Source organism: Methylobacterium komagatae (assembly GCF_042661665.1).
GTDB classification, from domain to species: domain Bacteria; phylum Pseudomonadota; class Alphaproteobacteria; order Rhizobiales; family Beijerinckiaceae; genus Methylobacterium; species Methylobacterium komagatae.
Genome location: NZ_JBHSWN010000001.1, coordinates 4,610,577 through 4,637,312, shown reverse-complemented (window position 1 = coordinate 4,637,312; position 26,736 = coordinate 4,610,577). Strand labels below are relative to the sequence as shown.

Annotated in this window: 21 protein-coding genes and 2 pseudogenes; 11 read left to right on the top strand and 12 right to left on the bottom strand. The window is 67.0% G+C overall.

What is annotated here, in order from left to right:
• Nucleotides 1–28: 28 nt before the first annotated feature.
• The 3 genes and pseudogenes from ACFQE0_RS22915 to ACFQE0_RS27700 form a co-directional block, all read right to left on the bottom strand.
• Nucleotides 29–676 (bottom strand): thioredoxin domain-containing protein, encoded by a 648-nt coding sequence (locus tag ACFQE0_RS22915; protein WP_378973777.1) that lies wholly within the window; start codon nucleotides 674–676, stop codon nucleotides 29–31.
• A gap of 112 nt (nucleotides 677–788) precedes the next feature.
• Nucleotides 789–2,531, bottom strand: a complete 1,743-nt coding sequence (locus tag ACFQE0_RS22910; RefSeq protein ID WP_378973775.1) for a sensor histidine kinase — start codon at nucleotides 2,529–2,531, stop codon at nucleotides 789–791.
• Nucleotides 2,532–2,720: 189 nt separating this feature from the next.
• Nucleotides 2,721–5,008: pseudogene (locus ACFQE0_RS27700) on the bottom strand (ATP-binding protein); the annotation flags it as partial.
• A gap of 751 nt (nucleotides 5,009–5,759) precedes the next feature.
• On the opposite strand from ACFQE0_RS27700, the pseudogene ACFQE0_RS22900 reads away from it, so the two are divergent.
• Both ACFQE0_RS22900 and ACFQE0_RS22895 read left to right on the top strand, forming a co-directional pair.
• A pseudogene (locus ACFQE0_RS22900) lies at nucleotides 5,760–7,037 on the top strand (PAS domain S-box protein); the annotation flags it as partial.
• Nucleotides 7,038–7,347: 310 nt separating this feature from the next.
• On the top strand, nucleotides 7,348–8,352 hold the full coding sequence (locus ACFQE0_RS22895; RefSeq protein WP_378973772.1) for a sensor histidine kinase: 1,005 nt from the start codon (nucleotides 7,348–7,350) through the stop codon (nucleotides 8,350–8,352).
• Between the two features lie 34 nt (nucleotides 8,353–8,386).
• Here the strand turns inward: ACFQE0_RS22895 and ACFQE0_RS22890 are convergent, their stop codons facing one another.
• A complete protein-coding gene (locus tag ACFQE0_RS22890; RefSeq protein WP_378975646.1) occupies nucleotides 8,387–8,530 on the bottom strand; it encodes a NepR family anti-sigma factor in 144 nt (47 codons plus the stop codon).
• 631 nt (nucleotides 8,531–9,161) lie between these two features.
• Between ACFQE0_RS22890 and ACFQE0_RS22885 the strand changes: the two genes are divergently transcribed.
• Nucleotides 9,162–10,295 (top strand): DUF262 domain-containing protein, encoded by a 1,134-nt coding sequence (locus ACFQE0_RS22885; protein WP_378973770.1) that lies wholly within the window; start codon nucleotides 9,162–9,164, stop codon nucleotides 10,293–10,295.
• Nucleotide 10,296: 1 nt separating this feature from the next.
• Nucleotides 10,297–10,767, top strand: coding sequence for a HEPN domain-containing protein (locus tag ACFQE0_RS22880; RefSeq protein WP_378973767.1), 471 nt, complete (start codon nucleotides 10,297–10,299; stop codon nucleotides 10,765–10,767).
• Nucleotides 10,768–11,045: 278 nt separating this feature from the next.
• Here the strand turns inward: ACFQE0_RS22880 and ACFQE0_RS27695 are convergent, their stop codons facing one another.
• Together ACFQE0_RS27695 and ACFQE0_RS22865 are read right to left on the bottom strand one after the other, a co-directional pair.
• On the bottom strand, nucleotides 11,046–12,068 hold the full coding sequence (locus ACFQE0_RS27695; protein ID WP_465264082.1) for a tryptophan--tRNA ligase: 1,023 nt from the start codon (nucleotides 12,066–12,068) through the stop codon (nucleotides 11,046–11,048).
• A gap of 300 nt (nucleotides 12,069–12,368) precedes the next feature.
• Complete coding sequence (locus ACFQE0_RS22865) at nucleotides 12,369–13,301, bottom strand: hypothetical protein (RefSeq protein WP_378973765.1); 933 nt, start codon at nucleotides 13,299–13,301, stop codon at nucleotides 12,369–12,371.
• A gap of 604 nt (nucleotides 13,302–13,905) precedes the next feature.
• On the opposite strand from ACFQE0_RS22865, the gene ACFQE0_RS22860 reads away from it, so the two are divergent.
• The 3 genes from ACFQE0_RS22860 to ACFQE0_RS22850 all read left to right on the top strand — a co-directional run bounded on the left by ACFQE0_RS22860 (nucleotide 13,906) and on the right by ACFQE0_RS22850 (nucleotide 16,993).
• Entirely contained in the window at nucleotides 13,906–14,214 is a 309-nt protein-coding gene (locus ACFQE0_RS22860) for a plasmid mobilization protein (protein ID WP_378973763.1), read from the top strand.
• Nucleotides 14,211–15,059 (top strand): relaxase/mobilization nuclease domain-containing protein, encoded by an 849-nt coding sequence (locus ACFQE0_RS22855; protein ID WP_378973760.1) that lies wholly within the window; start codon nucleotides 14,211–14,213, stop codon nucleotides 15,057–15,059. Before ACFQE0_RS22860 ends, ACFQE0_RS22855 begins: the two co-directional genes overlap by 4 nt.
• Nucleotides 15,060–15,133: 74 nt before the next feature.
• Entirely contained in the window at nucleotides 15,134–16,993 is a 1,860-nt protein-coding gene (locus tag ACFQE0_RS22850) for a hypothetical protein (RefSeq protein ID WP_378973758.1), read from the top strand.
• A gap of 107 nt (nucleotides 16,994–17,100) precedes the next feature.
• Here the strand turns inward: ACFQE0_RS22850 and ACFQE0_RS22845 are convergent, their stop codons facing one another.
• On the bottom strand, nucleotides 17,101–17,478 hold the full coding sequence (locus ACFQE0_RS22845; RefSeq protein ID WP_378973756.1) for a hypothetical protein: 378 nt from the start codon (nucleotides 17,476–17,478) through the stop codon (nucleotides 17,101–17,103).
• Nucleotides 17,479–18,059: 581 nt separating this feature from the next.
• On the opposite strand from ACFQE0_RS22845, the gene ACFQE0_RS22840 reads away from it, so the two are divergent.
• From ACFQE0_RS22840 to ACFQE0_RS22825, 4 genes are all read left to right on the top strand, one after another.
• Complete coding sequence (locus ACFQE0_RS22840; RefSeq protein WP_378973752.1) at nucleotides 18,060–18,980, top strand: hypothetical protein; 921 nt, start codon at nucleotides 18,060–18,062, stop codon at nucleotides 18,978–18,980.
• A 196-nt stretch (nucleotides 18,981–19,176) separates the two neighbouring features.
• Nucleotides 19,177–20,466, top strand: a complete 1,290-nt coding sequence (locus ACFQE0_RS22835; RefSeq protein WP_378973750.1) for an exodeoxyribonuclease VII large subunit — start codon at nucleotides 19,177–19,179, stop codon at nucleotides 20,464–20,466.
• Between the two features lie 22 nt (nucleotides 20,467–20,488).
• Nucleotides 20,489–20,680, top strand: a complete 192-nt coding sequence (locus ACFQE0_RS22830) for a hypothetical protein (protein ID WP_378973748.1) — start codon at nucleotides 20,489–20,491, stop codon at nucleotides 20,678–20,680.
• A 428-nt stretch (nucleotides 20,681–21,108) separates the two neighbouring features.
• The gene (locus ACFQE0_RS22825; RefSeq protein WP_378973746.1) at nucleotides 21,109–21,507 is read left to right on the top strand and encodes a hypothetical protein; all 399 of its coding nucleotides are present in this window, start codon (nucleotides 21,109–21,111) and stop codon (nucleotides 21,505–21,507) included.
• A gap of 266 nt (nucleotides 21,508–21,773) precedes the next feature.
• Here the strand turns inward: ACFQE0_RS22825 and ACFQE0_RS22820 are convergent, their stop codons facing one another.
• The 5 genes from ACFQE0_RS22820 to ACFQE0_RS22800 form a co-directional block, all read right to left on the bottom strand.
• Nucleotides 21,774–22,661 (bottom strand): YihY/virulence factor BrkB family protein, encoded by an 888-nt coding sequence (locus tag ACFQE0_RS22820; RefSeq protein ID WP_378973743.1) that lies wholly within the window; start codon nucleotides 22,659–22,661, stop codon nucleotides 21,774–21,776.
• Between the two features lie 11 nt (nucleotides 22,662–22,672).
• The gene (locus ACFQE0_RS22815) at nucleotides 22,673–23,584 is read right to left on the bottom strand and encodes a cation diffusion facilitator family transporter (RefSeq protein WP_378973741.1); all 912 of its coding nucleotides are present in this window, start codon (nucleotides 23,582–23,584) and stop codon (nucleotides 22,673–22,675) included.
• Between the two features lie 55 nt (nucleotides 23,585–23,639).
• Nucleotides 23,640–24,911, bottom strand: a complete 1,272-nt coding sequence (locus ACFQE0_RS22810; protein ID WP_378973738.1) for a cation:proton antiporter — start codon at nucleotides 24,909–24,911, stop codon at nucleotides 23,640–23,642.
• Between the two features lie 55 nt (nucleotides 24,912–24,966).
• Complete coding sequence (locus ACFQE0_RS22805; RefSeq protein ID WP_378973735.1) at nucleotides 24,967–26,034, bottom strand: endonuclease/exonuclease/phosphatase family protein; 1,068 nt, start codon at nucleotides 26,032–26,034, stop codon at nucleotides 24,967–24,969.
• Nucleotides 26,035–26,246: 212 nt separating this feature from the next.
• Entirely contained in the window at nucleotides 26,247–26,552 is a 306-nt protein-coding gene (locus ACFQE0_RS22800; RefSeq protein ID WP_378973733.1) for a hypothetical protein, read from the bottom strand.
• Nucleotides 26,553–26,736: the final 184 nt, after the last annotated feature.

Here is a 26,736-nt window from a genome sequence, read left to right as displayed (position 1 = left end):
TGGGTCGGCTGATCGCGCGGGACCGACCCTAGCCCTGAATTTTACGGACGATGTCATCGAAGGCTTCGACCGGCGGCGCACCTTCGTGTCGCTCGCCGTTGAGGAATAGGGTCGGCGTCGAATGGACGTCCAGGACCTTCATGGCCTGCGCCTGCACGCGGTTGACCTGGTCGTAGAGGGCTTGGTCGGCGAGCATGGCATCGAACTTGGCCTTGTCGAAGCCAGCCTGCCGGAGGAGGTCGCGCATCGCGTCGAGCGGCTTGTCGACGAAGGCCCAGGACCTCTGTCTCTCGAACAGCAGGTCCGTGACCGGGTAGTAGTTCCGCCCGCCGTCGGCCCTGGCCAGCATGAAGGCGGCGGTGTCGAGGGGGTTCAGCGGGTATCCGCGCAATGCGAAGCGCATCTTCCCCGTGTCGATCCAGCGGGCCTTGATGCTTGGCCAGACCTTGTCGTGGAAGGCCGCGCAATGGGTGCAGGTGACGGCGGCGTACTCGATGAAGGTCACCTTCGCATCGGCCGAGCCGACCCAGATGTCGCCTAACGGGCCCGCCATCGCCGGGTCATCGACGGGGGCCGCCCGCGCCGGGGCGAATGCGAACGCAGGGCCCAGGATCGCGCCGAGAAGCAGGGTACGACGGGCAAAGCGCTGGCTTAGGGTGCTCGTCTCTGTCTTCACGCGGCCGCCTCGTTCGTCCACAAGCCAATGAAGCTTAGGTTCGGGGACCCGGGCGTCCCTTACGTGACAAACGGTGGCCCGCACGTATCGTTTTGTAGTCGTCGCTCGGTCTTCAGGCCCTGCCGACCGGTCGCACGTCCGTGGCGGCGGCGAACGAGGTGAACCGGTCCGGCTCGTCGAGGGGCACGTCGAGGCTGCAGCGCAGGCCCTCGGGGGCGAACTCCAGGCTGACCGTGCCGCCGAGCTCGCGGCTGACCCCGCCCGTGATCAGGCGGGTGCCGAAGCCGCGTTTGCCCGTCTCCCGCACCGGCGGGCCGCCACTCTCCCGCCATTCGAGGGCGAGCCGCCGCGCGCCGCTCTCGCCGACGACGACCCTCCAGGCGACGTCGATCCGGCCCGCGTCGGTCGAGAGGGCGCCGTACTTGGCCGCGTTGGTCGTCAACTCGTGCATCGTCATCCCCAGCGCCAGGACGTAGCGCGGAGGCAGGTCAATGTCGGCCCCTTCCAGGCCGAAGCGGTGCAACTGCTCGTCCCGGAAGGGGGCGAGTTCGTTCTCCAGCACCGTGCGCAGCGAGGCGCCCTCCCAATCGTCGCGCGAGAGCAGGTCGTGGGTCTTCGACAGCGAGAGGATGCGCCCCTCCAGCCGCTCGCCACGGTCCTCGTCGCGGCGGGCCTGCCGCGCCAGGGACTGCACGGTTGTCAGGGTGTTGCGGACCCGATGGTTCAGCTCGTGCAGCATCATCGTCTGCCGCTCCTGCAGGACGCGGCTGCGGGCGACCTCCTCGCGCAACTCCCCCTCGTGCCTCTGCAGCGATGCCGCCATGGCGTCGAACGCCTCGCCGAGCCGGCCGAACTCGTCGCTCCCGGACAAGCCGGTTCGGGTCCCCAACTCGCCGGCGCGCCACGCGCCGGCCGCCGCGAGGAGGCGCCGCACCGGCCTGCGGATGAAGGCGCGGCCGGCCAGGAGCGCGGCGGCGACGGCCAGGATCGCGCCGACGCCGATCAGCACGACCCCGCGACGGGTCGCGGCATCGATGTCCGCGAAGGCGGTGGCGGGCGACAGGCCCACCGCCACCGTCATGCCGTCGAGGTCCCCCGGCGCGCCCCCGGCCACCGCCGTGATTCGCGGGTTGCCCCTCAACCCGGTCAGGTCCGCGACGCCGCCGCGGTGGTCGGACAGGGCCTTCCAGAAGGCCGTCGGCAGCGGCTTGCCGGCCCAGGCTTCGTGGTCTGGCAGCCGGACCAGGATCGTGCCGTTCCGGTCCGCGACCGTGAGGGCGGCGTCGGGCGGCAGCCCGGCATCGGACTGCCGTGCCGCGAGGTAGGACAGGTCGATGCTCGTGATCACGATGCCTTCGGGGCGACCGTCGCCGTCTTCGTCGGCGATGGCCTGGGCGAACTGGATGGTGGGCCGTCCGGTGACCCGGCCAAACACGACCTCCCCGATGGCGAAGCCGCCGGTGCGCATCGCCTCCTGGAAGTAGGACCGGTCGGCGACCGAATAGGCCCCGACCGGGGATCCCAGGGTGTTGCACCGGATGCGCCCGTCCGGGTCGGCGACCCCGAAGAAGAAAGAGCCGGGGACCTTCCCGCTGACCGTCGCGAGGTACGCCGTGCAGGCCCGGGCGTCCTGGCCGCGGACCTCGGCCACGCCGGCCAGGATGGAGAGGATCTGCCGGGCCCCGCGACCGAACTGCCCGAGGTCGGCCGCGACGGCCTTCGCCCCGCGCATGGCCTCCTTGCGGACGGCCTCGGCCCGGGCGGCGCGGAGCGCGTACTCGTTGTAGCCCTGGACGGCCAACGCCGGAATCAGCGCCAAGACGACAAGGCCCACGATCCGCTTCGTCAGTGACATCGAGTTCCCGAGCTCGGTGAAGCCCGTCGTCTTCCGGGACCCGGCCACCGAACTAGGTCGGTTCGCCAGCAAAGCCATGGGCAGCGCCTCGGCCCGCTAGCCAGGGCTATCCATCGATCGAGGCGCGGCGGGCCCGATGGACGCAACCCGCCCAGGGACGGTCGCCGCGGGGACTCCCCGCGACGGCGGTCAGTGCGCGCCGGTGCCGACGCCCCCCACGGCGCGCCTGAGGATGCGCGAGAGGTCGGCCACGGAGTAGGGTTTGCGCAGGAGCTCGAACCCGTGCGTCCCCTGCTCGGCAAGCACCTCGCTGTAGCCCGACGTCAGGACCACCGGCAGGTCGGGTCGGCGGCGGCGGAGTTCGCGGGCGAGATCAACCCCGTTCATCCCCGGCATGACTACGTCGGAGAACACCACCTCGAACCGGTAGGGGATGCGCTCGAACTCGTTCAGGGCCTTTTCCGCGTCCATGGCCCACACGGTGCTGTAGCCTAGCTCTTCCAGCGCCTGTGCCGCGAAGGCCCCAACCTCGTGGTTGTCCTCCACCAGTAGGACGCAGGTGCCGTGGCCCTCGGCGAGGTCCGCCGGCTCATGCGCCTCGGCCTCGGTGGCGGCGGGGGCCTTGGCGCGCGGGAGGTACAGGGTGAAGGTGGCGCCCTCGCCGAGGCGGCTCTCGGCGATGACCTCGCCGCCGGACTGCTTGGCGAAGCCGAAGACCTGGGACAGCCCGAGCCCGGTGCCCTGGCCGACGCCCTTCGTGGTGAAGAACGGCTCGAAGATCCGGTCCAGTGCGTCCGGGGCGATGCCGCTGCCCGTGTCGGCGACCGAGACCGCGACGAAGTCGCGGCGCATGGCCGGATGGGCCCGGACCGCGGGGACGACGCCGACCGGCCGCACCCGGATGGTGATGCGCCCTTCGCCCGACATCGCGTCGCGGGCGTTGACCACCATGTTGACCAGCGCGGTGTCGAACTGGCTCGGGTCGGCGTCGACGAGGCAGGGACCCTCCTGCCCCCTGGCGTCCCGGAACGGCTCGACCTGGGTCTCGACGTGAATGCGAGAGCCCGTGAGGGTGCGGACCATGTCCGAGACCGAGGCGACGCCGCGCCCGACATCGAACACCTCCGGCTGGAGCGCCTGCCTCCGCGCGAACGCGAGGAGTTGGCCGGTCAGCTTGGCGGCGCGGTCGACGGTGTCCGAGATGGCGTCGACGTAGCGGATCCGGCGCTCCTCGGCCAGGTTCGGCCGCTTCAGCAGGTCGGTGGACGACTTGATGACCGTCAGCAGGTTGTTGAAGTCATGCGCGACGCCGCCGGTGAGCTGGCCCACCGCCTCCAGCTTCTGGCTCTGCCGGAGTTGCTCCTCCAGGGCCTTGCGCTCCGTCACGTCCCGGCCCGCCGCATAGAAGTGGTCGTCGCGGGGGATGGCGTACCACGACAGCCATCGGAAGCCCCCGTCGCGCGTCCGCATCCGCACGTCCAGGCCGTCGAGGACGATGCCGTTCACGAGGTCGCCGAACACCCCTCCACGGCGGACCTGTCGGCCGGGTCGATGAATGCGTTGAAGTGCGCGCCGACGAGGTCGTCCTCGGACCAGCCGAGCGTCTCGGTCCAGGCCGGGTTCACCGAGCGGTAGCGGCCATCGAAGCCGCAGACGAGGAATAGGTCGCGGCTCGTGCGCCAGACCATGTCGCGCTCGTCCGTCCTGTCGCGGGCGGTCTCCTCCAGGACCCGCTCGGCCTCGCGCCGCTCGGTGATGTCGTTGAACAGGATGGCGACCCGGCGCCGGGCCGGCTCGCCAATGCGCAAGGCGTGGACGTCGAACCACCGGCCGAGTGCCACCGCGCCGCTCTCGAAGCGGGCCGCCTCGCCCGTCAGGGCCACCCCGCCGTAGGCGTCCAGCCAGGACCGCTCCAGGCCCGGGACGACCTCGCTGACCCAGCGTCCGGCCACGTCGCGGAGCCCGGTATGGCGTTCGAACGCCGGGTTGACCTCGACGAAGCGGTAGTCGACGGCGCGCCCGGCCGCATCGTAGCGCATCTCGACGATGCAGAAGCCGGCGTCCACGGCCTCGAACAGGGTGCGGTAGCGCGCCTCGCTCTCGGCGAGCCGGCCTTCCTCGGTGCGGAACCGGGTGACATCGAGTTGGCTCGCGAAGAAGTAGCGCAGATGTCCGTCCGGATCGAACACCGGGCTGACGTAGAGCTCGTTCCGGAACGGCGTGCCGTCGCGGTGGTAGTTCAGGATCTCCACGACCACGTCGCGCCGCGCCGCGACGGCGTCGCGGACCTTGGCGACGTCGGCGGGATCGGTGCCCGGGCCTTGGAGGAATCGGCAGTTGCGGCCGATCAGCTCGTCGGCTCCGTAGCCGCAGAGCTCCTGGAATGCGCGGTTGGCGAAGACGATCGGATTGTCGGGCAGGTTCGGATCGGTGACGATCTGCGGCATGCGGGTCTTCTCCGCCGCCGTGAATAGCAGGTCGGTCCCGGCCGCCGAGGTGCGCTCGTCGCCGGTCGGGGCATGGACGTGCCCCTCGTTCCGCCGCCGCAGCCGCTCGATCTCAGCCTTCGCGTCCGCCAGTTGCCGGCGCAGGTCCTCGAAGTCCGTTTCCATCCTACCTGTCCCGACCGGGTACTGGGTGGGTCCGCCCGTTGGTATCCCGACGGAGCCGTCGGTTTCCGCTGAGTGCCGTCGGCCGACGCATCCCGGAGCCGTATGACGGAGGCCGGGTCGTCCGGGAAGTGTGGCCCGGGATTGCAGGGCGGGCCGTCCCGTCCCGTTCCCGGCCCGACCGTGGTCACGCACAGCCCCGGACGAACGGGATGCGCACCCCCGTGTTCCCGGAACGCCGGCGTTCCGGGCCGGCATGGTACCGAACCGTCGGGCGGTCGAAGACCCCATGAGCCGGTCGCGGGAACGTTGTTGCACCCCTGTTCCCGCCGGTTGAACGTCGGCAGCCGCTTCCGAGCAAGCGGCGATCTGCCCGGTCACCTTCCCGTGTCTGTATCGGCCACCTATGGCATAGAGCGTCTCAGTCATTCACATCAGATCCACAGGCCTGCCGGACCCAAATGACGGCCTGGGATCGACGCCGGGTGAACGGGTGGCCGTGGAACAGATCGACAGCACAGCGCGACGCCAAGCTGCGCTCGCCGCCTACGATATTCTCGACACGCCGACCGAGGCCGAGTTTGACAGCATCGTGAGGGTGGCGTCCGAGACCTGTGGCATGCCGGTGTCGCTGATCTCCCTGCTCGACGGCGAGCGCCAGTGGTTCAAGGCCGAGACCGGCTTTAGCCACAGCGAGACCCCGATCTCGCAATCCATTTGCGCCTACGCCGCGCAGCAGAACGACGTGTTCGAGATCCCCGATCTCACCCTCGATCCGCGGACCGCCGACAACCCCCTCGTGACCGGCGGGCCAGAGGTGCGGTTCTACGCTGGCGTGCCCTTGAAGACCGCGGATGGTGTCGCCCTCGGCGCCCTGTGCGTCCTCGACACCAAGCCTAATCGGCTGACCCCGTCACAGGCGTTCACCCTGCGCACGCTTGCCCAGCAGGTCATCACCAACTTGAGCTCGAGACGCACGCTCAAGGAGCGTCGCGAGAGCGACCGGCGAAACAAGGCGATCCTGCAGAGCGCGATCGACTACGGCATCATCGCGATGGATCTGAACGGCCGCGTGACGAGCTGGAACGCGGGAGCCGAGCAGATCCTTGGGTGGACTGAGGCCGAGATGCTCGGACGGCACGCCAACGTCTTCTTCACCCGAGAGGATGAGCGCGACCAGATCGCCGAGAAGGAGATGGGCGCGGCCCTGCTGCACGGGCGTGGCAAGGACGAACGCTGGCACCTGCGCAAGGACGGAACCGAGTTCTGGGCGAACGGCGAGATGATGCCGCTCACGGACGAAGACGGGCGGCCTGAGGGCTTCATCAAGATCCTGCGCGACCGCACCGAGCAGCGCAACGCAGCCGCTCGGCAGCAGGCCGATGCGGAGTTCATGCGCAGCGTGCTCGCCTCCTCGGCCGACTGCATCAAGGTGCTCGACCTCGACGGCGGCATGACCTTCATGAGCGAGGGCGGCATGCGGGTGATGGAGGTCAGCGACTTCAATCAGGTGAAGGGCTGCCCGTGGCCGGACTTCTGGCAGGGCCAGGGTCACGCCGATGCTGTCGCGGCACTCGCGGCCGCCAAGTCCGGCGGTGTCGGGCACTTCCAGGGGCCAGCCGGTACCTACCTCGGCACCCCGAAATGGTGGGACGTGCAGGTGACGCCGATCCTGGGCGCGAATGGGCAGCCTGAGAAGATCCTGTCGGTCTCGCGGGACATCACCGACCAGAAGACCGTCGAGCGCCAACTCGCGGTCAGCGAGGAACGCTGGCGCGGGCTGTTCAGCGGGATGCAGGAGGGGTTCCTCAGCGCCGAGCTGATCCGCGACGAGGCTGGCAAGGCGGTGGACTTCCGGTTCCTGGAGGTCAATCCAGCGTTCGCCGGGCTGACCGGGCTACCGGCCAGCAGCGCCGGGCGCACCATGCGCGAGCTTGTGCCGGCCATCCCGCAGTGGCTGATCGACACCTACGCCCGCACCATCGAGACCGGCCAACCCGAGAAGTTCGAGATCCACGTCCCCGAGCTGAACCGTACGTTCGAGGTCCGGGCACACAAGCAGTCTGGCCAGCAGTTCGCTGCGTTGTTCCTGGAGATCTCGGGCCGCAAACGGACCGAGGTTCGCCGCGCGGCCATGACGGAGCCTGGGCGACCGGCTGCGCGACTTGGGCGACAAGGGCGAGATCAGCCGGATCGCCGCCGACATCATGGGGCGCACGCTCGGACTGAGCCACGCGGGCTACGGGCAGGTCGATCCCGACGCCGAGACGATCCTGGTGGAGCAGGGGTGGACCGCGCCGGGCCTCACCGACATCACCGGGCTGCACCATTTCCGCGCCTACGGCTCGTACATCGAAGACCTCAGAGCCGGGCGCAAAGTCGTCATCGACGACACCGGTAGTGATCCTCGGACCGCCGCCGATGCCAAGGCATTGGCGGCCATCAGCACGCGCTCGCTTCTCAACTTGCCGGTGATGGAGCACGGCCGCTTCGTGGCCCTGTTCTACGCCGTGAGGGCGGAGCCGGGGGAGTGGGCTCAGGAGGACATCGCCTTCGTGCGCAACGTCGCCGACCGCACCCGGTCGGCCATCGCCCGCATCGAGGCCGAGGCGCAGCAGCAACTGCTAAACCACGAGCCGAGCCACCGTATGAAGAACATGCTGGCGATGGTGCAGTCCATCGCCACGCAGACGATGCGTGGAGCTGCCGATCTCGACACTGCCCGGGATGTGCTGGCGAACCGACTGATCGCCCTTGGCAAGTCGCACGACCTCCTGCTCGGCGGCTCCCTGTCGAAAGCCCCGCTGGCGAGCGTGATCGAGAGCGCGCTCGACATCCACCGTGACCGTCCGGATCGGTTCGTGCTCGATGGCCCGGCTGTGATGGTAGGTTCCAGGGCGGCGCTTTCGCTGTCGTTGATGCTGCACGAGCTGGCGACCAACGCCGCCAAGTACGGCGCGCTCTCGAACGCGGACGGTCGGGTCACCATCATTTGGGAAATCGACGGCGACGGCGACGACGCTCCGGTCACCTTGCGTTGGATCGAGGCAGGCGGTCCGGCGGTGGTGGCGCCGAAGCGCGCGGGGTTTGGTACCCGGCTGATCGGACGTGGGCTTGCTGGAAGCTTCGACGGCAAGGTTGACTTGAGCTACCCGCCCTCTGGTGTGGTCTGCACCATCGTCGCGCCGCGGCGCGGTCTCATGGCGAGCTAGACCTCGGATCCCGCGACGGGAGCATGCCGGGCGATCAAACCGTCCCGTCGGCCGTATCCAGCTGGGCAAGGAGTTGGTTCAGGCGGTCCGGCAGTGGCGTTGCCGGGATCTGGGCGTACATGCCCTGCAACTTGCGCCCGAGGTGGTGCTGGATCGCGTGGGGTGAGCCCGGCTGCATCCATATGACCGACCCCTGCGGGAGAACTTGTCCGTTCTCGTCGCGAACAGGATCAATTCCAGAATCAGAGGCACGTTTCCCCACCGAACTGCCTCCCTGGCCCCAGACCACGTAATAAGGGGCAAACAGCCAATCTGGATTGAGTTCCCATTGAGGCCCTGAGCAATCGGCACAGTGCCATCGGCGCCACACCAACATCGCAGACGCCGACCACAGCGTCTTCTCCCACTAGAATGCAGACCGTCAGCGGGAACTAATTTTCCGTTCGTGAAGGGTCGTGAACGGTCCCGTAGCTCTGTCCGCTTCGATGCACCGGCCGTCCGGAAGCGGACTGGCAGAAAATCACCCGAATCAGTCACTCGTCGCCGCCGCTGTGCGCCAGGAGCCGACCTTGTTTGCTTGCCAAAAAGCCGACGTTAAAATCTGAACGCTATCAGCACACCGTCGAGTCAGATGAGATCGTTCAGGTGCCTTCCGAAGTACAATTTCCTTGACTTCGGCCCTATTCCTCGCACGCTTGGTATAGCGTTGCCAATCTGAATTTTTTGGGCAACGTGCGTCCTGACTTCCTGTTCTTAAGGTTGACACGCTTGCTTCTGATAAGGACGTCCCCCGCAGCTAGCGTGAGTGCATGATGCCCGATCCGACCGACGCCGACGAAATTCCTTCCGATCAGCCTGTCGAGATTGAGGACGAGTACAAGCTCGCTCTGGAGACGGCCGGCGTTGAGGACGAAACGCTTCTCGAGCAGCCGGGGGACGTTAGGTTCGTCATCACCAGCTACGGAGCTGACTACCCGATCGACACCGTGATCTCTCGCTTGAAGTCGGGCGCATTCTTCATCCCTCCGTTTCAACGAAGGTTCGTGTGGTCCCAGCGCCATGCGTCGCGGTTCATCGAATCACTGCTCATGGGTCTGCCAGTACCAGGAATCTTTCTCTACCGGGAAGCTGAGACCAACAGGCATTTGGTGGTGGACGGCCAGCAAAGACTACGGTCACTTCAATATTTTTATGAAGGCGTTTTTTTAGAGAAAAAGTTCCGTCTGACTGGAGTTGCTGATCAGTGGAACAATCTATCATATGATCAGCTGAGTCCTGCGGACAAGCTCCGACTCGGAGATTCAATCATTCATTCTACTATATTTCATCAAGATGCGCCGAAGCAAGCACATCGGAGCCTTTACTTCGTATTTGAGAGGATAAACTCGGGCGGGATCCGATTGTCTCCCCAAGAAATTCGAAATGCGATTTACGAAGGCACGCTTCTCTCTACGGTCCGTACCTTGAACAACAATACCGCATGGCGATCTATTTTTGGCGAGAAGAAAAACTCGCGGTTGAAAGACGAAGAGTTGGTACTGCGTTTCCTGGCGATGAGAGCGCGATCGGATAAATATTCCCGGCCGATGCGGGACTTTTTGAACGATTTTGCTAACGACCTTAAGAACGTTGATCAGGCCGTGCTGGAGGAGTTTTCTAAAGCTTTCACGGACGCCATTCAGGTGATTTATGATGTAAAGGGCAAAGGTGCTTTCCGGCCGCGCGGGACCCTGAACGCCGCAGTCTTCGAGGCAGTCATGCTTGGAGTTTCGAGTAGGATTGAGAAGGACAGTACGCCCGTCGACAAGGAAAAGCTCCGGAAGGCGTATGATGCGCTCCTTGCCGACAATGAATTCACAGCTGCAAGCGAACGCGCGACTGCCGACGAGGAGGCAGTAAAGACACGGAGACGGGTAGCGACGACCACGTTTGCGGGATGCTGAGGTGTCCTTTTCGATCGACCAGAGGCTGGTCGCGCTCGAGAGAGTCATTACCGAGGCTGCAAACACCTCCCACGCCGCGGAAGTATCGTCCTACCTCTGCCGGTTCGGTAGCGTCTTGGTCTGCGGGCACCTGGAGCGCTGCCTTGAACTCATCCTGTGCGAGAAGTTCGAGGGTACCATGCCCTCGCAAATGTCAGCCTTTCTGCGGCGGTATTTTGGGGCGGGCACAAACTACGATTGCGACCGGATCGTTGCTCTGCTCAACCGGTTCGACACAACATGGGGTGTGGCTCTGGAGACGTTCATTGCCTCGAACCAGCGCGTGAAGGAGAGCGTGTCATCCTGCTACGCGGTCCGCAACTCAGTCTCCCACGGCGGAGGGCAGAGTCTCGGTGCCCGAGTGCTTAAGCAGTATTTCGACGATGTGGTCACTCTGATCGCCGAAGTAGAATTTATCGTGAGAAGTACTTAGGGGCAAGCCTTTCATAATTCGCTTCACCAACTTAGTGCCCGTTGATCTCCTTACGCCTGTATCGGCCACTGAATGAAGCAAGATGGGCTGTCTTGAAGATGTTTAGGCAGCTTGCCTTGCGAGTGATCCAGACGCAGACCTTCCGAATTTTGGCTATGGGTCAGGTGTTCGCGTTCTGCTAACCAGCTGACGGTACGAAACTACGCGGTGCGTTCAGGAGCGTTTCGCCTGTCGTACCTGCGGTCGTTCCGTGTGCTGTGTCGTTAAGCGAGGGCTTGTCACTGCCCTACGCGGAACAGGCCGAGTGCGCCTTTGACTGCCTCCAGCGTCGCCTGTGTGACCTCGCGGGCGCGGCGGGTGCCGTTCCGCAGGATGTCACGGACGCCATCCGGACGTTCCGCCCAGGCGGCGCGGCGCTCGCGGATCGGAGCGAACAGATCGAGCAGCACGGTCTCCAGCCGCCGCCTCACCGCGGTGTCGCCGAGGCCGCCGCGCCGGTAGTGCGCCTTCAGTTCGTGCACGGTGTCGCGATCTGGATCGAACGCGTCGACATAGGTAGCAGGACGTTGCCCTCGACCCGGCCCGGATCGGTGACGTGCAGATGGCCGGGGTCGGTGTACATCCGACGCACCGCCGCACGGATCGCGCCCTCGGTCGCCGACAAGGCTAGGGCGTTGCCCTGCGACTTGCTCATCTTCGCGCGCCCGTCGACGCCGGGCAGGCGACCGCTCTCGGGGATCAGCGCGCGCATCCGGCAGCAGCGTGTGCCCGACCTGCCGGTTGAGGCGCCGTACGATCTCGTCAGTCTGCTCGATCATCGGGGCCTGATCGGCGCCCATCGGAACGAGCGTCGCCCGAAACGCGGCGATGTCGGCGGCCTGGGCCACGGGATAGCATAGGAAGCCGGCCGGGATGTCGCGCCCAAATCCGCGCGCCTGGATTTCCTCCTTGATCGTCGGGTTGCGCTCGAGACGTGCCACCGTGACGAGGTTGAGGAACAGCTGCGTCAGCTCGCACAGCGCCGGCAGGGCCGACTGCACGCAGATCGTCGTGAGGCTCGGATCGATCCCGACCGCGAGGTCGTCGAGGGCGAGGTCGAGCACGTGCCCCGTGATGCGTCTTGGGTCGTCGGCGTTGTCGGTGAGCGCCTGCGCGTCGGCGATCAGGACGAAGGGGTCGTGGTCGTGCTGGAGCGCGACGCGGTTGCGGAGACTCCCGCAGTAGTGACCGAAATGAAGCGGGCCGGTCGGGCGATCGCCGATCAGGATGACGGGACGCGGATCGGTCGAGATGTCGGGCATGAGCGGTTCTTCGGATGGGAGCCGCCGTGTCGGATGAGCTGTCGGAACACGAACAGACCTCCAGAGCGTCGTCGGTAGGGTTCGTCCTCATGAGATGACGTGTCGTGCCGCTCCCCAGAGGGAGCGTCACCAGGAAGCGCAGGGTGTGGCGGCGACGAACGTCATGGCCGAGCCTTTCGTATGTCGCCGAACTCATTGCCGGTACCGTGACGACCGTGACCGCGGGGGTGTCGGCATCATGGGCGGCGGGTTCGCCCGCAGCGGCACGGGCCGCGGGCGAACCGCTGGGCATGCGACGGTTCAGGGCCGCGTCGTCGACGCGAGCGGCGGCCCCGCCTGCGCTTCGTCCACGGATGAGGCGTCTGGCTGGCCGGCGAGCCGCCAAGTTTGGCGCGACATGTCGACGTTCGCCTCCGGTTTAGCGGTCCCGAGCATTCTGTCGACGGTACGGCTCATTGCCGCCTCAAAGGTCAGGCCCGGCAACTCGGGCGATGCCGTGCTCTGAGGCTTTGCCGTGGTTGAGGACGAGGCTGAGTTCGGGGCGGCGGTTCGTTGATCCTGGCCGCTTGTCGTCGGACCGGCCGCAGGCTTTGCCAGCGTCCCAGTCCCGGCGCCGGTCGTCGTACCTGCCGACACAGCTGTCGGGGGCATCGAGCGTGCGATCGGCGGAGCTTGTCCGGCGGTTGAGTGCTGTACCGTGGATGCCGCCATCCCCTGGGGCTTGTCCGATAACGGCAGGGTCGTTTGGGGTGCCGCCGCGCCCGCGTTCGGCAGCACAGTGGTCCGGACCGGTGCCTCCGGACGGGCTGGAGGCGGTAGCGGCGTTTGCCTGTCCACCGAACCGGACAGTGACCTGCGTGCGGTCGTACCCCGGTCAGCGCCGTTCGACAGTGGCGCAGCGGGAGTCTCCGAGGGAGTAGTTGACCCCGCATCCGCCTTCTTGGCTCGGCCCTTTCGCCCGAGACGCTTCTCGCAGCGTGCGAGGTAGCGACGGAGCTGCTGTGGATCGAGGCGATCGCCGCCGAACTGCAGAAGCTCGGCGATCGCAGCGAGCGAATGGCCCAACTTGAGGCAGGCGCGGATGTCGGCGGCGTAGGCCGCGATCTCGTTCGCCACGGTGAGCTTGGTCGGTTGTGGCTCTGGTTCCTGGGTCAGCAGTTCGGCGAGCGCCGCACGGTTGGCTGCCGGCTCGCTCGCCAGCATGGGCTTCGGTGTGCGTCTGGGTTTGGCCATCGGGATTTGCCTCGCTTCGCCCAAGCCCTGTCGAGCGGAAGTGCTCTGGACTTGGCCCGCTTATGGTCACGCTTGTCGCTCCAAATTGCAAATCACGGCGATTCGATACAAGCATCGTTCGGTGAAACAGCAGCGCATTCGAGTACCGAATCCTTATAGTCGAATCGCCGTTATTTGACAGCGGCGCTGGTTGCAGCTTTATCCTCAAGCTTGAGCTTATCGGTTGTCGAGGGCTCAGTCGGGGCATCTCCGACAGCGAGGATGGGCCGGATGATCATCTACGTAGAACACGGAGCGCCTGTCGTTGCGTCAGGTTGCGGGAAGGAACACCGGCCAGCCGATGCGGATCGTGCTGTCCGGAGAGAAAGCCGAACGGCTGCCCTGAAGAGACGGAAAGGCGTGGGCTCCCGGAAGGACGATCCCGGAGAGGACACGGAGGGCAGGATGCCCCTCGCTATCCGCGCCGCCGGCCAAGCCGGGCGCAGCTACCGAGGAGACGCAGCCGTTCGGCGCTGACGCTTCTCACAGCCGCTCACCTGTCGGGGCGAGCCCCCGAACCCCCATCCCACAACCTCCCCGAACACAGCCCGAAAGGACTTCTGACGTGCCCGGCCAACGCGGAACCGAGACGCGCATCCTGACGAAGCAGGTCAACATCCGGCTCACGCCGGAGGAGTACGAGCGCCTGCAGGCCGAAGCCGTGGCGGCCGGCATTACGCTCGCCGAGCTCACGCGACGACGGCTCCTCGGGCTTCACATCACGGCGCGCGTCGATGCCGAACTGATCCGCGAGTTGCGGCGGCTCGGTGGGCTTGCCAAGATCGCCATCCGCACGCTGCACATGGCCGAGACCGGTCGCCTCGTGCTCAAGGACATTCGCTCCGCCATCGCGCATCTGGCCGTGCCGTCATGATCGGCAAGCGCATGCCCAAGCGCCGCGACGGCGCGTCGGTGGTTCGGCAGGTGACCCAGCTCGCCGCCTATATCGACCGCGACGTCAACGCCCAGGATCGCGGCGACGTCGTGGCTCGCGGTCAGCTCAATCTGATCACCGACGTCCGCTCCGAACAGGTCGCCGAGATGGCCGCCACCGCGATGGGTGCCCCCACCGCCCGCAGCCCGATCGAGCACCTCGTGCTTTCTTGGCGGGCGGGCGAACAGCCGACGGTCCGCCAGATCGAACAAGGCCTGGCGATCCTGCTGGAGGAGACCGGCCTGCGCGGCCATCAGGTGCTCTGGACGCAGCATCTCGGCGCGTCCGGCAACGCCCACGTCCACGCGTTGATCTCGCGTGTCGCGCCCGACGCGGACAAGCCGACGCGGGTCGCCTTCTTTCACCGAGCCATCGGGCGCGCCGTCGCCCGGATCGAGCACGTCCAGGGCTGGCAACGCGAGCCCGGCGCGCACCACGAGGTCTTCGAAGACCGCAGCATAGGAGAGCAACATGTCGACCGGTACCGGACCGCAGGGCGACCCGCCCCCGGACTACAGCCGCATCGCAGCCTACCAGGCGCAAGGGGCCCACACCAACACGATCGGCTCTTGAGGATCATCCGGGAGGGGAGCGAGGAGGCCGATCCGATCGGGACGATCATCGATGGTCAGGACCGCGCCTCGAGCCGCCTCAAGCAGATCATGGAGCTGTTGCAGGCCATGTCGGCCGAACAACAAAGACAGGCGGGCGACCTCACGGTGTTGCGCCAGCAGGTCGGCGAGATTCACCTCGTGCTCTCGCGGGCAACTCTCACTCGCAAATAGCCCGCGCCCTGGCAGCCGTGAGACTGCGCCGGGCAGCAGCGTCCGAGCCCACTGCCCGGCCGCAGATCTCTTCCTTGCAACAGGGATCCCGGCTCGAACTCTCCGAGGCGATGGCAGCGGCTCGGGATGATCGATCGACGACCCCGGCCGACACGGTCGCGGCCCTCACCGCCCGGCGTTTAGCCGAGATGCGCATGCGTCTCGCCCATCGCGCACAGGGAAGGGAATTGGTGCTCGCCAGAAGCATCGGGCCGAGCGATGCGTTGCCTGCCGGCGCCGCGCGGGCCGAGATCTACCGCGGTGAGGAAAGTGCCGCGCGGCGCGTGATCGAGGTGGTCGGTCCGATCGCGACGAAGGCGTCGTCTTGGGCCGCCTTGCACGCGGCCCTCGATGAGCACCGCATCATCTACGAGGCGAAGGGATCAGGCGCGGTCATCGTCGTGGACGGGATCACGGTGAAAGCCTCGACCTGCCGAGCGGCCAGCCGAACCCGCCTGGAGAAGCGCCTGGGCGCATTCGAGCCGAGATCGAAGGGCGTCGGTCATCAGCCCAACCGTGACGACTACAGCGCCGAGGCAGTCTCGCATTCACCGCGACCGGCCCCGGGTATCGACCCGGCCCTCTTCGGTCTTGCGAAGCGACAGACGCTAGAGGCGGCTTCGGCGCGGAGCGCGTACGACGCCGCCTATCCGATGCTCAACTTTGCCCCGTTACTGAAGGCTGCTGTCGTCGGGCCGGCTCCTCGCGCTGCCCTGAGCGCGCGCAGTCTCGCGATGAGAGCAGGTCAGCCATTGCCTCGCTTGGCACCGATCCGCCAGCCGAGCCACGGCGCGAGCGTGACCGGACTTCTCGGGCTGTACCATGCGGCTCTTCAGGCCGACCTCTACCGGGTCGTGACCGAGCGGCGCTCGCCGCGGGTTCGTGGGAAAGACGACGAGGTTCTCGCCCGGGATCCCGATCTGTTGAGGCAACTCACGCCGCGTCCGATGGCCGAGATCGCGCTGGGCTGGAAAGCGATGGAGCGAGCAGGCGGGCCCGGGGCAACGGTCCATCTCAGCCCAATCTCCACAGACCGGCACCACCTGATACTCACCGGCCTCGCTCAATCGCAAGTCGATGCCTTGGTGGCTTCCGGTTTTGCGCCAGCCCTCGTCCTCGACAAGAGCGACGGGAGCCACGAAGTCGTGCTGACGACGCCGAACGAGGGCAGGCCCTTCGAGCAGGCTGCCCTGGCCGAAGTGAGCGAGGATTTCCGCTTCAGCCTCGGGTTTGCCCGCAGCCCCTACGGCCTGCGGATCGACGATCCCGATCACCCGGATACCGCTGTTCGGAACGCGGACGGGAGCACTCGCCGTGTCTATGGGCAGATTCTCACCGCGACCGGGGCGATGTGCCAGAGGCTCGGCCAGCGGCTCGCGTTCTGGATCGGCATCTTCGCCCGACGTTACGGTCTCGGGCCGGCCTCACAACTCGGCCGCTGTCCAAGCTCGGACGGCGCGGAGCAGCACGCCGACGCGCCGGTCTACTGGGCGCACCGGGCAGACCTTCTGGCACGCTGGCAGGGGCGCTGGCCTGATCCCTCCCGGATCGACGCCCTGATCGCCCGCCGTCTGCGTGGGACCGGTCACGGCGAGGACGCGGTCGCCGCCCTGATCACCGCCTGCGCTCCAACGGTGCCGAGGATCGGCCGTCATGCCTGGACCGGTTATGGGCGGCGCGCAGCAGGCCACGCCTTCCGCGGTGATGCAGAGGACGAGCTGCTGGGCATTCGACCGCGCGCCTCCGGAGATGTGGCTGGAGTTGGAGCGTGCCGCCCGGAAACGCGAAGAGGCCAACAAACCGAAGTCTATCCCGGTGGCGGCACCGGCGGTCACGCTGTCTCCGCTGGTTCGAGCCCCTGGCAAGGCAAAGGCGAGCGAGAAGCGCGGGGTTAGGCGCGGCAGCGGGAACGGCAACGAGATGTAGGTAGAGAAAGTCGGCATCCGCCATCCGGAACCGACGTGCCCTGAAACTCTCAGAGAAATGAGCGGACGCTCATCAATCAGATCGTATCCACGAACGGCCTGATCGCCACCTCCGTCCCGCCCAGGAGATCATCGCACCCGGCGCCAGACTGGGCTCGCAGGGCCATGCCATAGAGGATGGTGAAGCAGAGCTCGGCCAAAGCGGCCTTCTGCCCCGGTGGGAGATGCTCGTCCTTCACCGCGCGGGACAGGCGTTCCTTGATCGCGCGCTCAATCCGCTGTCGGTACTCCGCGATCAGCAAGCCGACCTCGTCATCTTCGGTCCTCAGGTTCACCGAGCTGGTCAGGATCAGACAGCCCCGCGCCGGGGACGAGCGCGTGTAGAGCTGGGCGGCTTCCGCAAACAGGGTCTGGAACGCCTCGATGGGTTCGTCTGCCTCCAGGTACTCCAACATCGGTTTGAGATGGCTCACCCAGTACGAGCCGAGCGCGGCTTCGAACAGCTTCTGCTTCGATCCGAACGCCGAGCTCGAAGCTCTGGGGATGGGCGATGCCCATGGCGGTCTGCAGAGCCTTGAGCGGAGTGGCGCTGTAACCGCGTTCCCAGAACAGCATCATCGCCTGGTGCAGGGCCTGCTTCCGATCGAAGCTCCAAGGGCGTCCGCGGGCCATCGCCAGTTCATCGGTTTATGAGTGATCGCTCATCTATCTATCGCATGCCGAGCCTCTGCGCCCGCAAAAATGAGCGACCACTCAATTAATCGAGCGCTCGGGCAACCCGGTGCGCGCCGACCTGCTTGTGGTCGGTCGATGTCCGTCAACCTTCACATACCACAAGAGGGAAAAGACGACGTGCTCCCGAGCCTCTGCGGCTGCGGGAGCGGAGGGGAAGACACTCCAATCAAGGTGAATCAGGCGAAGGCCCTTCGCCCAAAAACCCCAGGAAGGACGGGGTGAAACGCGGCGCTCGAACAGCGCCGGCGGGAAGCAGTCGGTGAGGTGCCTTCGCCCCTTCCCCTCATGACGGACATGACAAATGACAGATCTCAACGCGCTCGTCGGCGCGAACGAGCCCGGCCGCCCCCACGAGCCGAGCTTCTGGGTGCGCGCCACGGTTGAGCGCCCTCGTAGGCACCAGGACGGCCTTCTCCTCGAACTCCGGGCCGTCGATTCAGGCCGCCCCGGACGGCTCACAGCCTTCATGACGGGTGACTTCATTCGAGAGGTTCAGACTGCGACGGGCATCTTGCTCGATCCGAGCACCATCATCGGCGACCACGAGCTGAAGCTGACCGTGACGGCCGAACCACGGGGTGACCTCTCGGCACAGGTTGCCGGCTTCGTGCGAGACACCTTCCTGTCGGACTGGGCCGATCAGGATGCCGCGATCCGGGATGGGCTGGAGGCCGATCGGATCTGGGACCGGCAGCACAATCTGCCGGCCCCGAGCCGCCTCCGGCGCGTCTTTCTGATCGAGCCGGAAGACGGAGGTTCGCCCACCGCAATCAGGGAGAAACTCGAGCGGTGGTGGGAGCACGGGATCATCGAGCTGATCCGGCACCCGGTCGCCTTCGAGGAAGCCGGATCGGTCGCCGCACTCGAGGAGGCGATCGGCTGCGCCTACGATCAGTACGAGTGGGGCACGCTCGACCTCGTGATCATCGCGCCCGGTACCGGCTTCGCGTTCCGCGCCCTGTCGGACGAGGGGCTGCTGCGCCGGATCGCCGTTCTCCCGGTCCCGATCGTCCTGCGCAAGGCGGGCGCTCCGACCCTGCTCGACACCATGGCCCACCGCTGTTTCGATGGCCCGGACGAGATCCTCGCCTTCCTGACCGGCATCCTCCGGGAGGAGGTGCGCGTGGCGAACACGCCGCGGCTCGCGGCGATCGCCGAGATGATCGAGCCGGCTTCCGCTCGACGGATGACGCCCGCGTTCCATGGGCCGCTGTTCGACTGACGCCACCGCCGCGATCCGGCCGCCCGCATGAGGGCCGCCGGATCATCTCTCCTTCCCGAAACAAGAATGACAGATGAGACACCACCGCTTCTTCAACCCGTCCGACCGGGCGCCCCTGCGTCGCCCGCCCTCAGGCGATGGGGGGCGCCCCCTCGGGCGAGCGAACGACGAGAATGAGTGCAAGCCCACCGATGAGGTGCGCGACCTACGAGACCTCATCGCTTGGCTGCGTCAGCGCCTGCGCGGCGAGCACACGGTCCGGGCCTGCGTCCTCACCGTCGAACCCGTCGGTCCCAGCGATTACCTGCTTTTGCTCGGGGAGGCAGACCCCGTCGGCAGTGCCGATCCGCCGCGGCTGAAGGTTCGGCTCGATGCTGCTGAAAGCGAGGCCCATCGAAGCCCGACCGGTGAAAGCTTCGATCCGGCGACCCTGGTCAACCGGAGGATCGAGCTGCGGCTGCAGACCGGCATGCGCCAGCGCTTTGGTCGCGGGGCCGGGGTGCAGGCCCGGGTCCTCGCCCTGCTCTCGATCGGTGAGGTACCGATCGACGGCGAACTGGATCGGGAGCGAACGCTACAACGTCTCCGGCTGGAAGGATGCCGGTTCGGTCCTGCGACGTGGGTCGAACCTGAGGATCCCCACCACATCGCACTGATTGCAGCCGAGTGCGGCGATGCCCGCCGTGACGTCGAGCACGTCTTTCGTCCGCTCGAGGAGAACGGTCTCATCCGTGTACACCGGATCTGGACGAACTTCGAAGGACCCAGTGCGGAACGGTCCTTGGCTGCCACCTTTGAGCGGGTCAGCGAACTGCATCGCGATAACGGCCTGTCGGCCACGCTGGTTTGCAGGGGAGGAGGGCCGGTCGAGGGCTTCCGGGCCTTGAATACTTTCGTGACCGCGAACGCTGCAGTGGCCGCCGCGGTTCCGAATCTGATTGTGGGGCTCGGCCATGCCGGTACGCCGCCCACCGCTCTGGATGCGATCGCGGCCCGCTCGGAGCCCACGCCGACCGCCGCCGCGGTGCTGGTCCGCCGTCTTGTTGAGGGCACCGGCGCCCGGGCCGAACGTGCGCTCGCCGCATTCGATGCTGCGGTCACAGACGATCTGGAAGCGGCCGCCCGGATCGCTCTGGGGCGAGCTACCAACGCGTTCGAGGCCGCCGTTCAGCATCTCGTCGATCGCGCCGACCGACACCTGCGGCAACTGGACAGGGCCGTCGAGCAGAGTCTGCTGGGCCACCTCGCCGAAGCAACCACCACAGCGGCCGTACCCAGGGCTCCCGATCCTGCCCAACCCCCACGGCTCGTCGATGGCGATGGTGCGCCACCGCAGGAGCCGGGGCTGGCGCTGGTGACCGTCGCCGAGACCAACCGCGTCATCACCCGGTACGACCAGCTGAGATCGGACAGCAATCTGTACCTTCATTTCCACGACGGAACGGTCTTCGTCCGAGTCGTACCGATCACCGTCGCCTTCCACTGACAACTCAACGAGGAAATACGAAATGACCGAGAACCAGACGCCCGAGAGACCCAGCTTCCTGATGGCGGTCAAACGCATCGAGGCGCTGACCCAAGAAATCCGGCGGGATGGATTGGCGGCTTTCGAAAAGGCCGAAGCCGCTTACGGAGAGATCCAAGAGCTTCGCGCCATTCTGAACGATCGTATTTCGAGCCTGCGCCGCCGACCCACGTAGCCGAATTCTTTCCGTCACCGCCGGTGTCATCTCACTGGCGGTGATCCTCCCCCGTCACGATCAATGGGCGTGGATCCAAAGCAAAGGGGCCAAAATTTTGGGTACGCGTACAAACCCCGAGAAAACGGACACATTACTCGGTTGTCGGCTGTTATGGATGGATGGACCACGTTGCTTTTGCGCGCCCTGCGCTCCACCCCCCACTCACTTGATCGAGCGTGCCGGACGTCCGCAGCGTGATGGCACAAGAATTGGCCGACTTCATAAGCGGACGGTCGCCTATCGACCCAACGCAGTCGTTTGCGCGCGGCCGCGCGGTTCCCGGAAGCGGACATACGTTCGGGATACCGTCAAGGGCCGCACGTCACCTCGGAACGGAACAAGGCCCGATCTGTTTAGTAGACATCCCACACGACATGAGATCTCGAATGCGGAAGATCGCACTCGCTTCCACTGCCTTGCTCGCCCTCGGCGTCCTGGCATCGGCCCCCGCCGAAGCACGCGGTTGGGGCTACGGCGGTGGCTATGGCCATGGCGGCTACGGCTACGGCGGCGGATACCGCGGCATCGGGTTCCGGGGTGGTTACGGCGGCTACCGCGGCTACGGGCGTGGTTACGGCTACCGTCGCGGCATCGGCCCAGGCGCCGCCATCGGCCTCGGCATCGCGGGTCTCGCCGCCGGTGCCATCGTCGCGAACTCGTACGGCGGCTACGGATACGGCTACGGTCGTTCGGTCGGGTACTACGGCGGCTATGGCTACGCGCCGGCCTACGGGTACGCGCCGGCCTATGGCTACGGGTACCCGGCTTACGGCTACGGATACTGAGGCATCATCGACCTGACGGCGGCCCAGAGCCAGACGGTTATGCATGAAAGGAAAGAGGCGACCGACATTCCGTCGGCCGCCTCTTTCCGTATGGGGCACCCGGCCATCGTTCACATGGTTCGCGTAACGAGATCTGCGACCGCCCATCGCTGATGCGGGTGATCCGGCGCCGGCCTTTCCGGAGAAACTTCCATTCAATTACTGGCTTGTCCCGTAGGCGAAGAAAGCTTGCGCCGCAGCCAGGCAGGGCCGGAGCGTTCGAGACGCTACCTAGCGGACTGTCGGCTCATCCCGCCGCTCCTACTCCGGCCTCCGTACAGACCTGTCCCGCGATAGAGGGCCACGTCGAGTTCCGCCCCCACAAGGACGATGGCGACCGACACCCACAGCCAGAGCAAGAACGCCGCGACGGTGCTGAGCGAGCCGTATGTGACGTCCAGCGTGGAGAAGTGGCCGACCACCCAGGAGAACAGGCCGCACTCCGCCACGAGGGCAGCCGCTGCGGCCACGCCGCCCACTGTCACGAACGGCAAGCCCTCCCGGCCACCGGACGGGGCGACCCGGTACAAGGTCGCGACCGTCAGGAGGAAAGTGACGAAGGCCGTTGCCCAGCGCGCCAGTGTTCCGGGCAACGCGCCGTCGATGGGTGCAAGCGCATGCGTCATGGCGACCGTCGCCGCCAACGCGCAGGCCATGACGACCAGCGCCCCCACGGAGAACGCCAGACTCACCGCCGTCAGGCGCAGCCAGGACCGGCGCTCCTCGGCCTCGAAGGTTTGGTCCAGGGCGTGGAACAGGGCCTGCATCGCAACGGTCACGCTCCAAAGGCTCACCAGGAGTCCGAACGCCGGACCGACCGGCCAGCCGAGGTCGGCACCACGGTCCGCCGGATTTCCGTCGGACGCCGCCTGGATCGCCCGCGCGACGATGTCCCCGACGCTGTCGGGCATGACGTGGGTGACCGTGCGAAGGGCGTCACGGACGTCGGCGACCCCAAGGAGGTGGTGCGCGAGCCAGACCAGCAGGGCCACGGCAGGGAACAGGGCGAGCGCGCTCCAGAACGCGACGCCCGCCGCCATGAAGCCGATGCCGTGGTCGTTCGCGGCCAACACGGCCCGGCGGATAACGGCGACGACCTTCCGACGGCCCGGCATCGGCGATTCCCTCACGGCCCGCCCCGGGACGGCATCAGGTACAAGTAGGTGAGGCTGGGCAGGGCCGATTTCAGACGCCCGTACGCCGTGTCGAATGCGTCGTCCCGCTCCTCGGCGGTGGTCCCGTCGCGGAATGACAGGACCATCGCCAGGACCACGCTGTTGGTCCCGATCTGCAGGCTGCGCACGTCCTGGATGCAGGCGATCCGCTCGTCCCGGCCGACGCAGTCGCGGGCCCGGGCTAGGAACGCCACCGAGGCGCCCTCGCCGATGAGCAGGCTGCGCGTCTCCCGGGCGAGAACCACCGCGACGCCGACGAGCAGCACGCCGATGGTGAAGGAGGCCACGCCGTCCGCGCGGGGCTCGTCGAGCCCCACGGACACCGCGACGCCGATGGCGGCGACGCCCAGGCCGATCAGGGCCGCGCCGTCCTCCAGGATGACGGTGAAGGTGCTCGGGTCCTTGGACCGGCGCATTGCGGACCACATCCCGACGTCGGCGTGCCGCCGGCGCATCTCCCGCCACGCGACGCCGAAGGAGTAGCCCTCGAACAGGACGGAGAGCCCCAGCACGGTGAAGTTCACCCAGGCGTCCCGGATCGGCTCGGGGTGCCGGATCCTCTCGATGCCCTGATAGATGGCGAAGGCGCCGCCGAGGCTGAAGATCAACAGGGCGACGACGAAGGACCAGAAGTACAGTTCGAGGCCGTAGCCGAACGGGTGGGCTTCGTCCGGCGGTCGCTTCGCCCGGTGCATGCCGTAAAGCAGCAGGCCCTGGTCGACCGTGTCGACGAGCGAGTGCAGGGCCTCGGTGAACATGGCGCTAGACCCGGTGTAGAGCGCGGCGCCGAACTTGGTCACGGCGATGGCGAGGTTGCCGCCGAGGGCGGCGTAGACGACGGTGGTCGAGCCGTCCCGTTTCATGGGTGGCGCTCCGGAGGGGCGGTATGGGAAAAGGCGGCGAGGCCGGTCGACGTCGTCAGGCGGCCTCACGCTCCGGTAGTTCCCTGAGCGTCCGGCGTGCCACCATGCTCAATGTGGAGCCCTGTACGACGATGGTGAACAGCACCACCGCGTAAGTTGCCGCCAGGATCGCAGGCTTGGCGTCGCTCTCCGGGATCGAGAGAGCCAGCGCCACGGAGATGCCGCCCCGTACCCCTGCCCAGGTCAGGAACGGCACGTTGCCGAGGCAGAGGTTGCCGCCCCATCGGAACAACAGGACCGGGGCCGACACCGCCACGAGGCGGGCGACCAGCACGATGGGAACGGCGCAGGCGGCCAGCGTCAGCCCGGCGACCTGGAAGCGCAGGACGAGGACCTCCAGTCCAATCAGCAGGAAGAGGACCGAGTTCAGAACTTCGTCGATCAGTGTCCAGAGCGCCGAGACGTACTTCTGGGTGTTGTCGCTCATCGCGTAGCGCGGCGCGCGCTCGCCGATCAGCAGCCCAGCCGCGACCACGGCCAGCGGCCCGCTGGCCCCGAGCTTCTGGGCGAGCGCGTAGGTGCCGGTGACGAGGGCCAGGGTGATCAGCACCTCGACCGGGAAGTCGTCGATGGCGCGCATCGCGCGGTAGGCGAGGTAGCCCGTCACCACCCCCAGAACCAAGCCGCCGCCGGCCTCGTGCAGGAGCAGGGCTGCGATCCCGCCAGCGCTGGTCGCCTCGCCGCCCGATCCTGCTGCGAAAGCGACGAGAACGGTGAACAAGACAATGCCGATGCCGTCGTTGAACAGCGCCTCGCCCTGCATCTCGATTTCGAGGGCTTCGGGCACGTTCACGTTCTTGAGCGTGGCCAGGACCGCGACGGGATCGGTCGGGCTGATGAGTGCCCCGAAGACCAGCGCCCAGGCGAATGACACCGGACTGCCGAGGGCCTTCGCTATGGCCCAGAAGGCACCGCCGACCAGCGCCGTCGAGATCAGGGTCCCGAGGAGGGACAGTGTCGCCACCGACAAGGCTCGGTCGCGCAGCAGGCGAAGGTTGAGGCTCATGGCGCCGGCGAACAACAGGAAGGCCAGCATGCCGTTCATCACCACGGCGGTGAAGTCGACCTGATCGAGCACCCGCGTGAGGTCTTGGTAGAGGTGCTGCGCCGGGAAGGCGAGGTCGACGAGGACGAGGGCGAGGGAGGCCAGCAGTCCCATCACCAGCAGGCCGATGGTGTGCGGCATCCGCAGGAACCGACGGTTCAGGAAACCGAAGGTCGCCGACAGGGTGAGCAGGAGCGCGGCAAGGTCGAAGATGGAGATCACGGGCTTCCCCCGCCCAGGCCGCGGGAGGGTGCGGGGGGCTTTCCGATGAGATGGCTCAACGCGGTTGCACGCGTTCGGTCGCGCCGGCGGCGGAGAGCACGGCGTTGGCCGCGGCGACGTCGCCGGCCTCCCGCGGCATCGCCGCCGCCGGGCCTTCGCCGGACCGGCGGCAGAGGCGCACGAGATAGGGAAAGTGGTCGGAGCCGAAGGCGTCGAGGCGCTCGACCGAGACCGTCGCGAAGCCGCCCTCGTGGAAGACATGGTCGAGCGGCCAGCGCCACAGGGACGAATGGGCGTTCCAGGTGGCGACGTAGCCACGGTCGCGGCGGGGGTCGATCAGCCCGGACAGCCTCATCATGCGTTCCACCGCGATCTCCCAGGGCGTGGCGTTGAGGTCGCCGGCGATGACGCCCGGCTCGACCCGTTCACGCAGCACGACCGCCGCCGCGTAGAGTTGGGCGTCGCGCCCGCGGGCCGATTGCCATGGCTGTGGCGGCCTCGGGTGGAGGCCGACGAAGTCGATCACCTCACCGCTGCGCAGGTTGACGCCGGTCACCACGGCCGGCGTGTCCTGACCGGCGAGGTAGCGTACCTCACCGTTCACCAGGGGTAGGCGCGAGAGGAGGTGGATGCCGTAGTACGATCCCGTGATCCGCTGCAGGCCGTGGGGCATCGAGGCGCGCAACGGCGTCAGGGCCTCGTCCCACCACGCATCCGTCTCCATCGCCAGGAACAGGTCGGGCTGCTCACGCTCGACGGCCTCGACCAGCGGTCGGGCGTTCCGGTTTCCCAACTGCACGTTCGCGACCAGCACCGAGAGCTTGCGCTCGACCGGGCAAGCCTCGATCCGTTGCATCGACCCGGGCAGGTATGGCCACAGGATCCAGAGATCGACCACGAGCGCGCAGGCGACCAGGGCGAGCGCCGTCGCGGTCGTCCCGGGGTTTTGCCGGAGGAAGGGGACCAGGGCGAGACAGACCGCGGCCAACGCGAAGGCGAGCGGCAGGCGCGGGAAATCGAGCAGCCGGACCGCCCACCATTCGGTCGGGACCAGCGGGACGAGGCTCGCGGCCGCAAGAGACCCGGCGAGTACGATCAAGACGAGGCGGGCGAGCACCCTCACGAGGCGCTCTGCACGGACCGGTCCACACTCGCGCTGGCGGTGCATCGAACTGGTGACCCAGCACCAGTGACTGCGATCTTGGTCATGTCGCACCTGCCGGGGATGTCGAGGAAGAGGATGAGAGGGATCGGCCGGCGACCCCACGACCGCCCTGGCCGGTGCTCCTGCATCGGGCGAACGGGAGGCCGCCTCGGTGCAGGAGCGGGAGTCGCTCACCGGCGCATGTCCTTGGGCAGGTGCTTGATCGGGTCGGTCGTGCCTCCCTGGCCTTTGCCCTGAACCGTGCCATCCGATTGCATCACGTCCGTCGAGGATTGGATGGCGCTCGGCGGAGCGACCTGTCCGGTGGATTGGTCGCGCGGTGCGGTGCCGTTGCCCTTCACCGTCGATGTCCCGGGCGGAAGTGTCCCGGCCGTCGGCTGGTCGATGGCGCTCCCCGCGGACTGTGCGGCGGCCGGGCCGGCAACCAGGATGGTCCCCGCGAGCAGGGCGCCGGCACCGGCCAGCAGGCTGGCCATGGTCCGGCCATGGCGGAAACGTCGATGCGTGGACACTGAGATCACGTGCTCCTGTTCAGATACCCGACCGTCGGGCTTGCCATTCCGCAAGGATCCCCCGGCCGGCTTGGTTCCTGGCCGACACGCCGTGCCCCGACCGGGGGTGTTGGTCATGCCCATCCCGGAGCTCCTTAGCCTGCCTCGG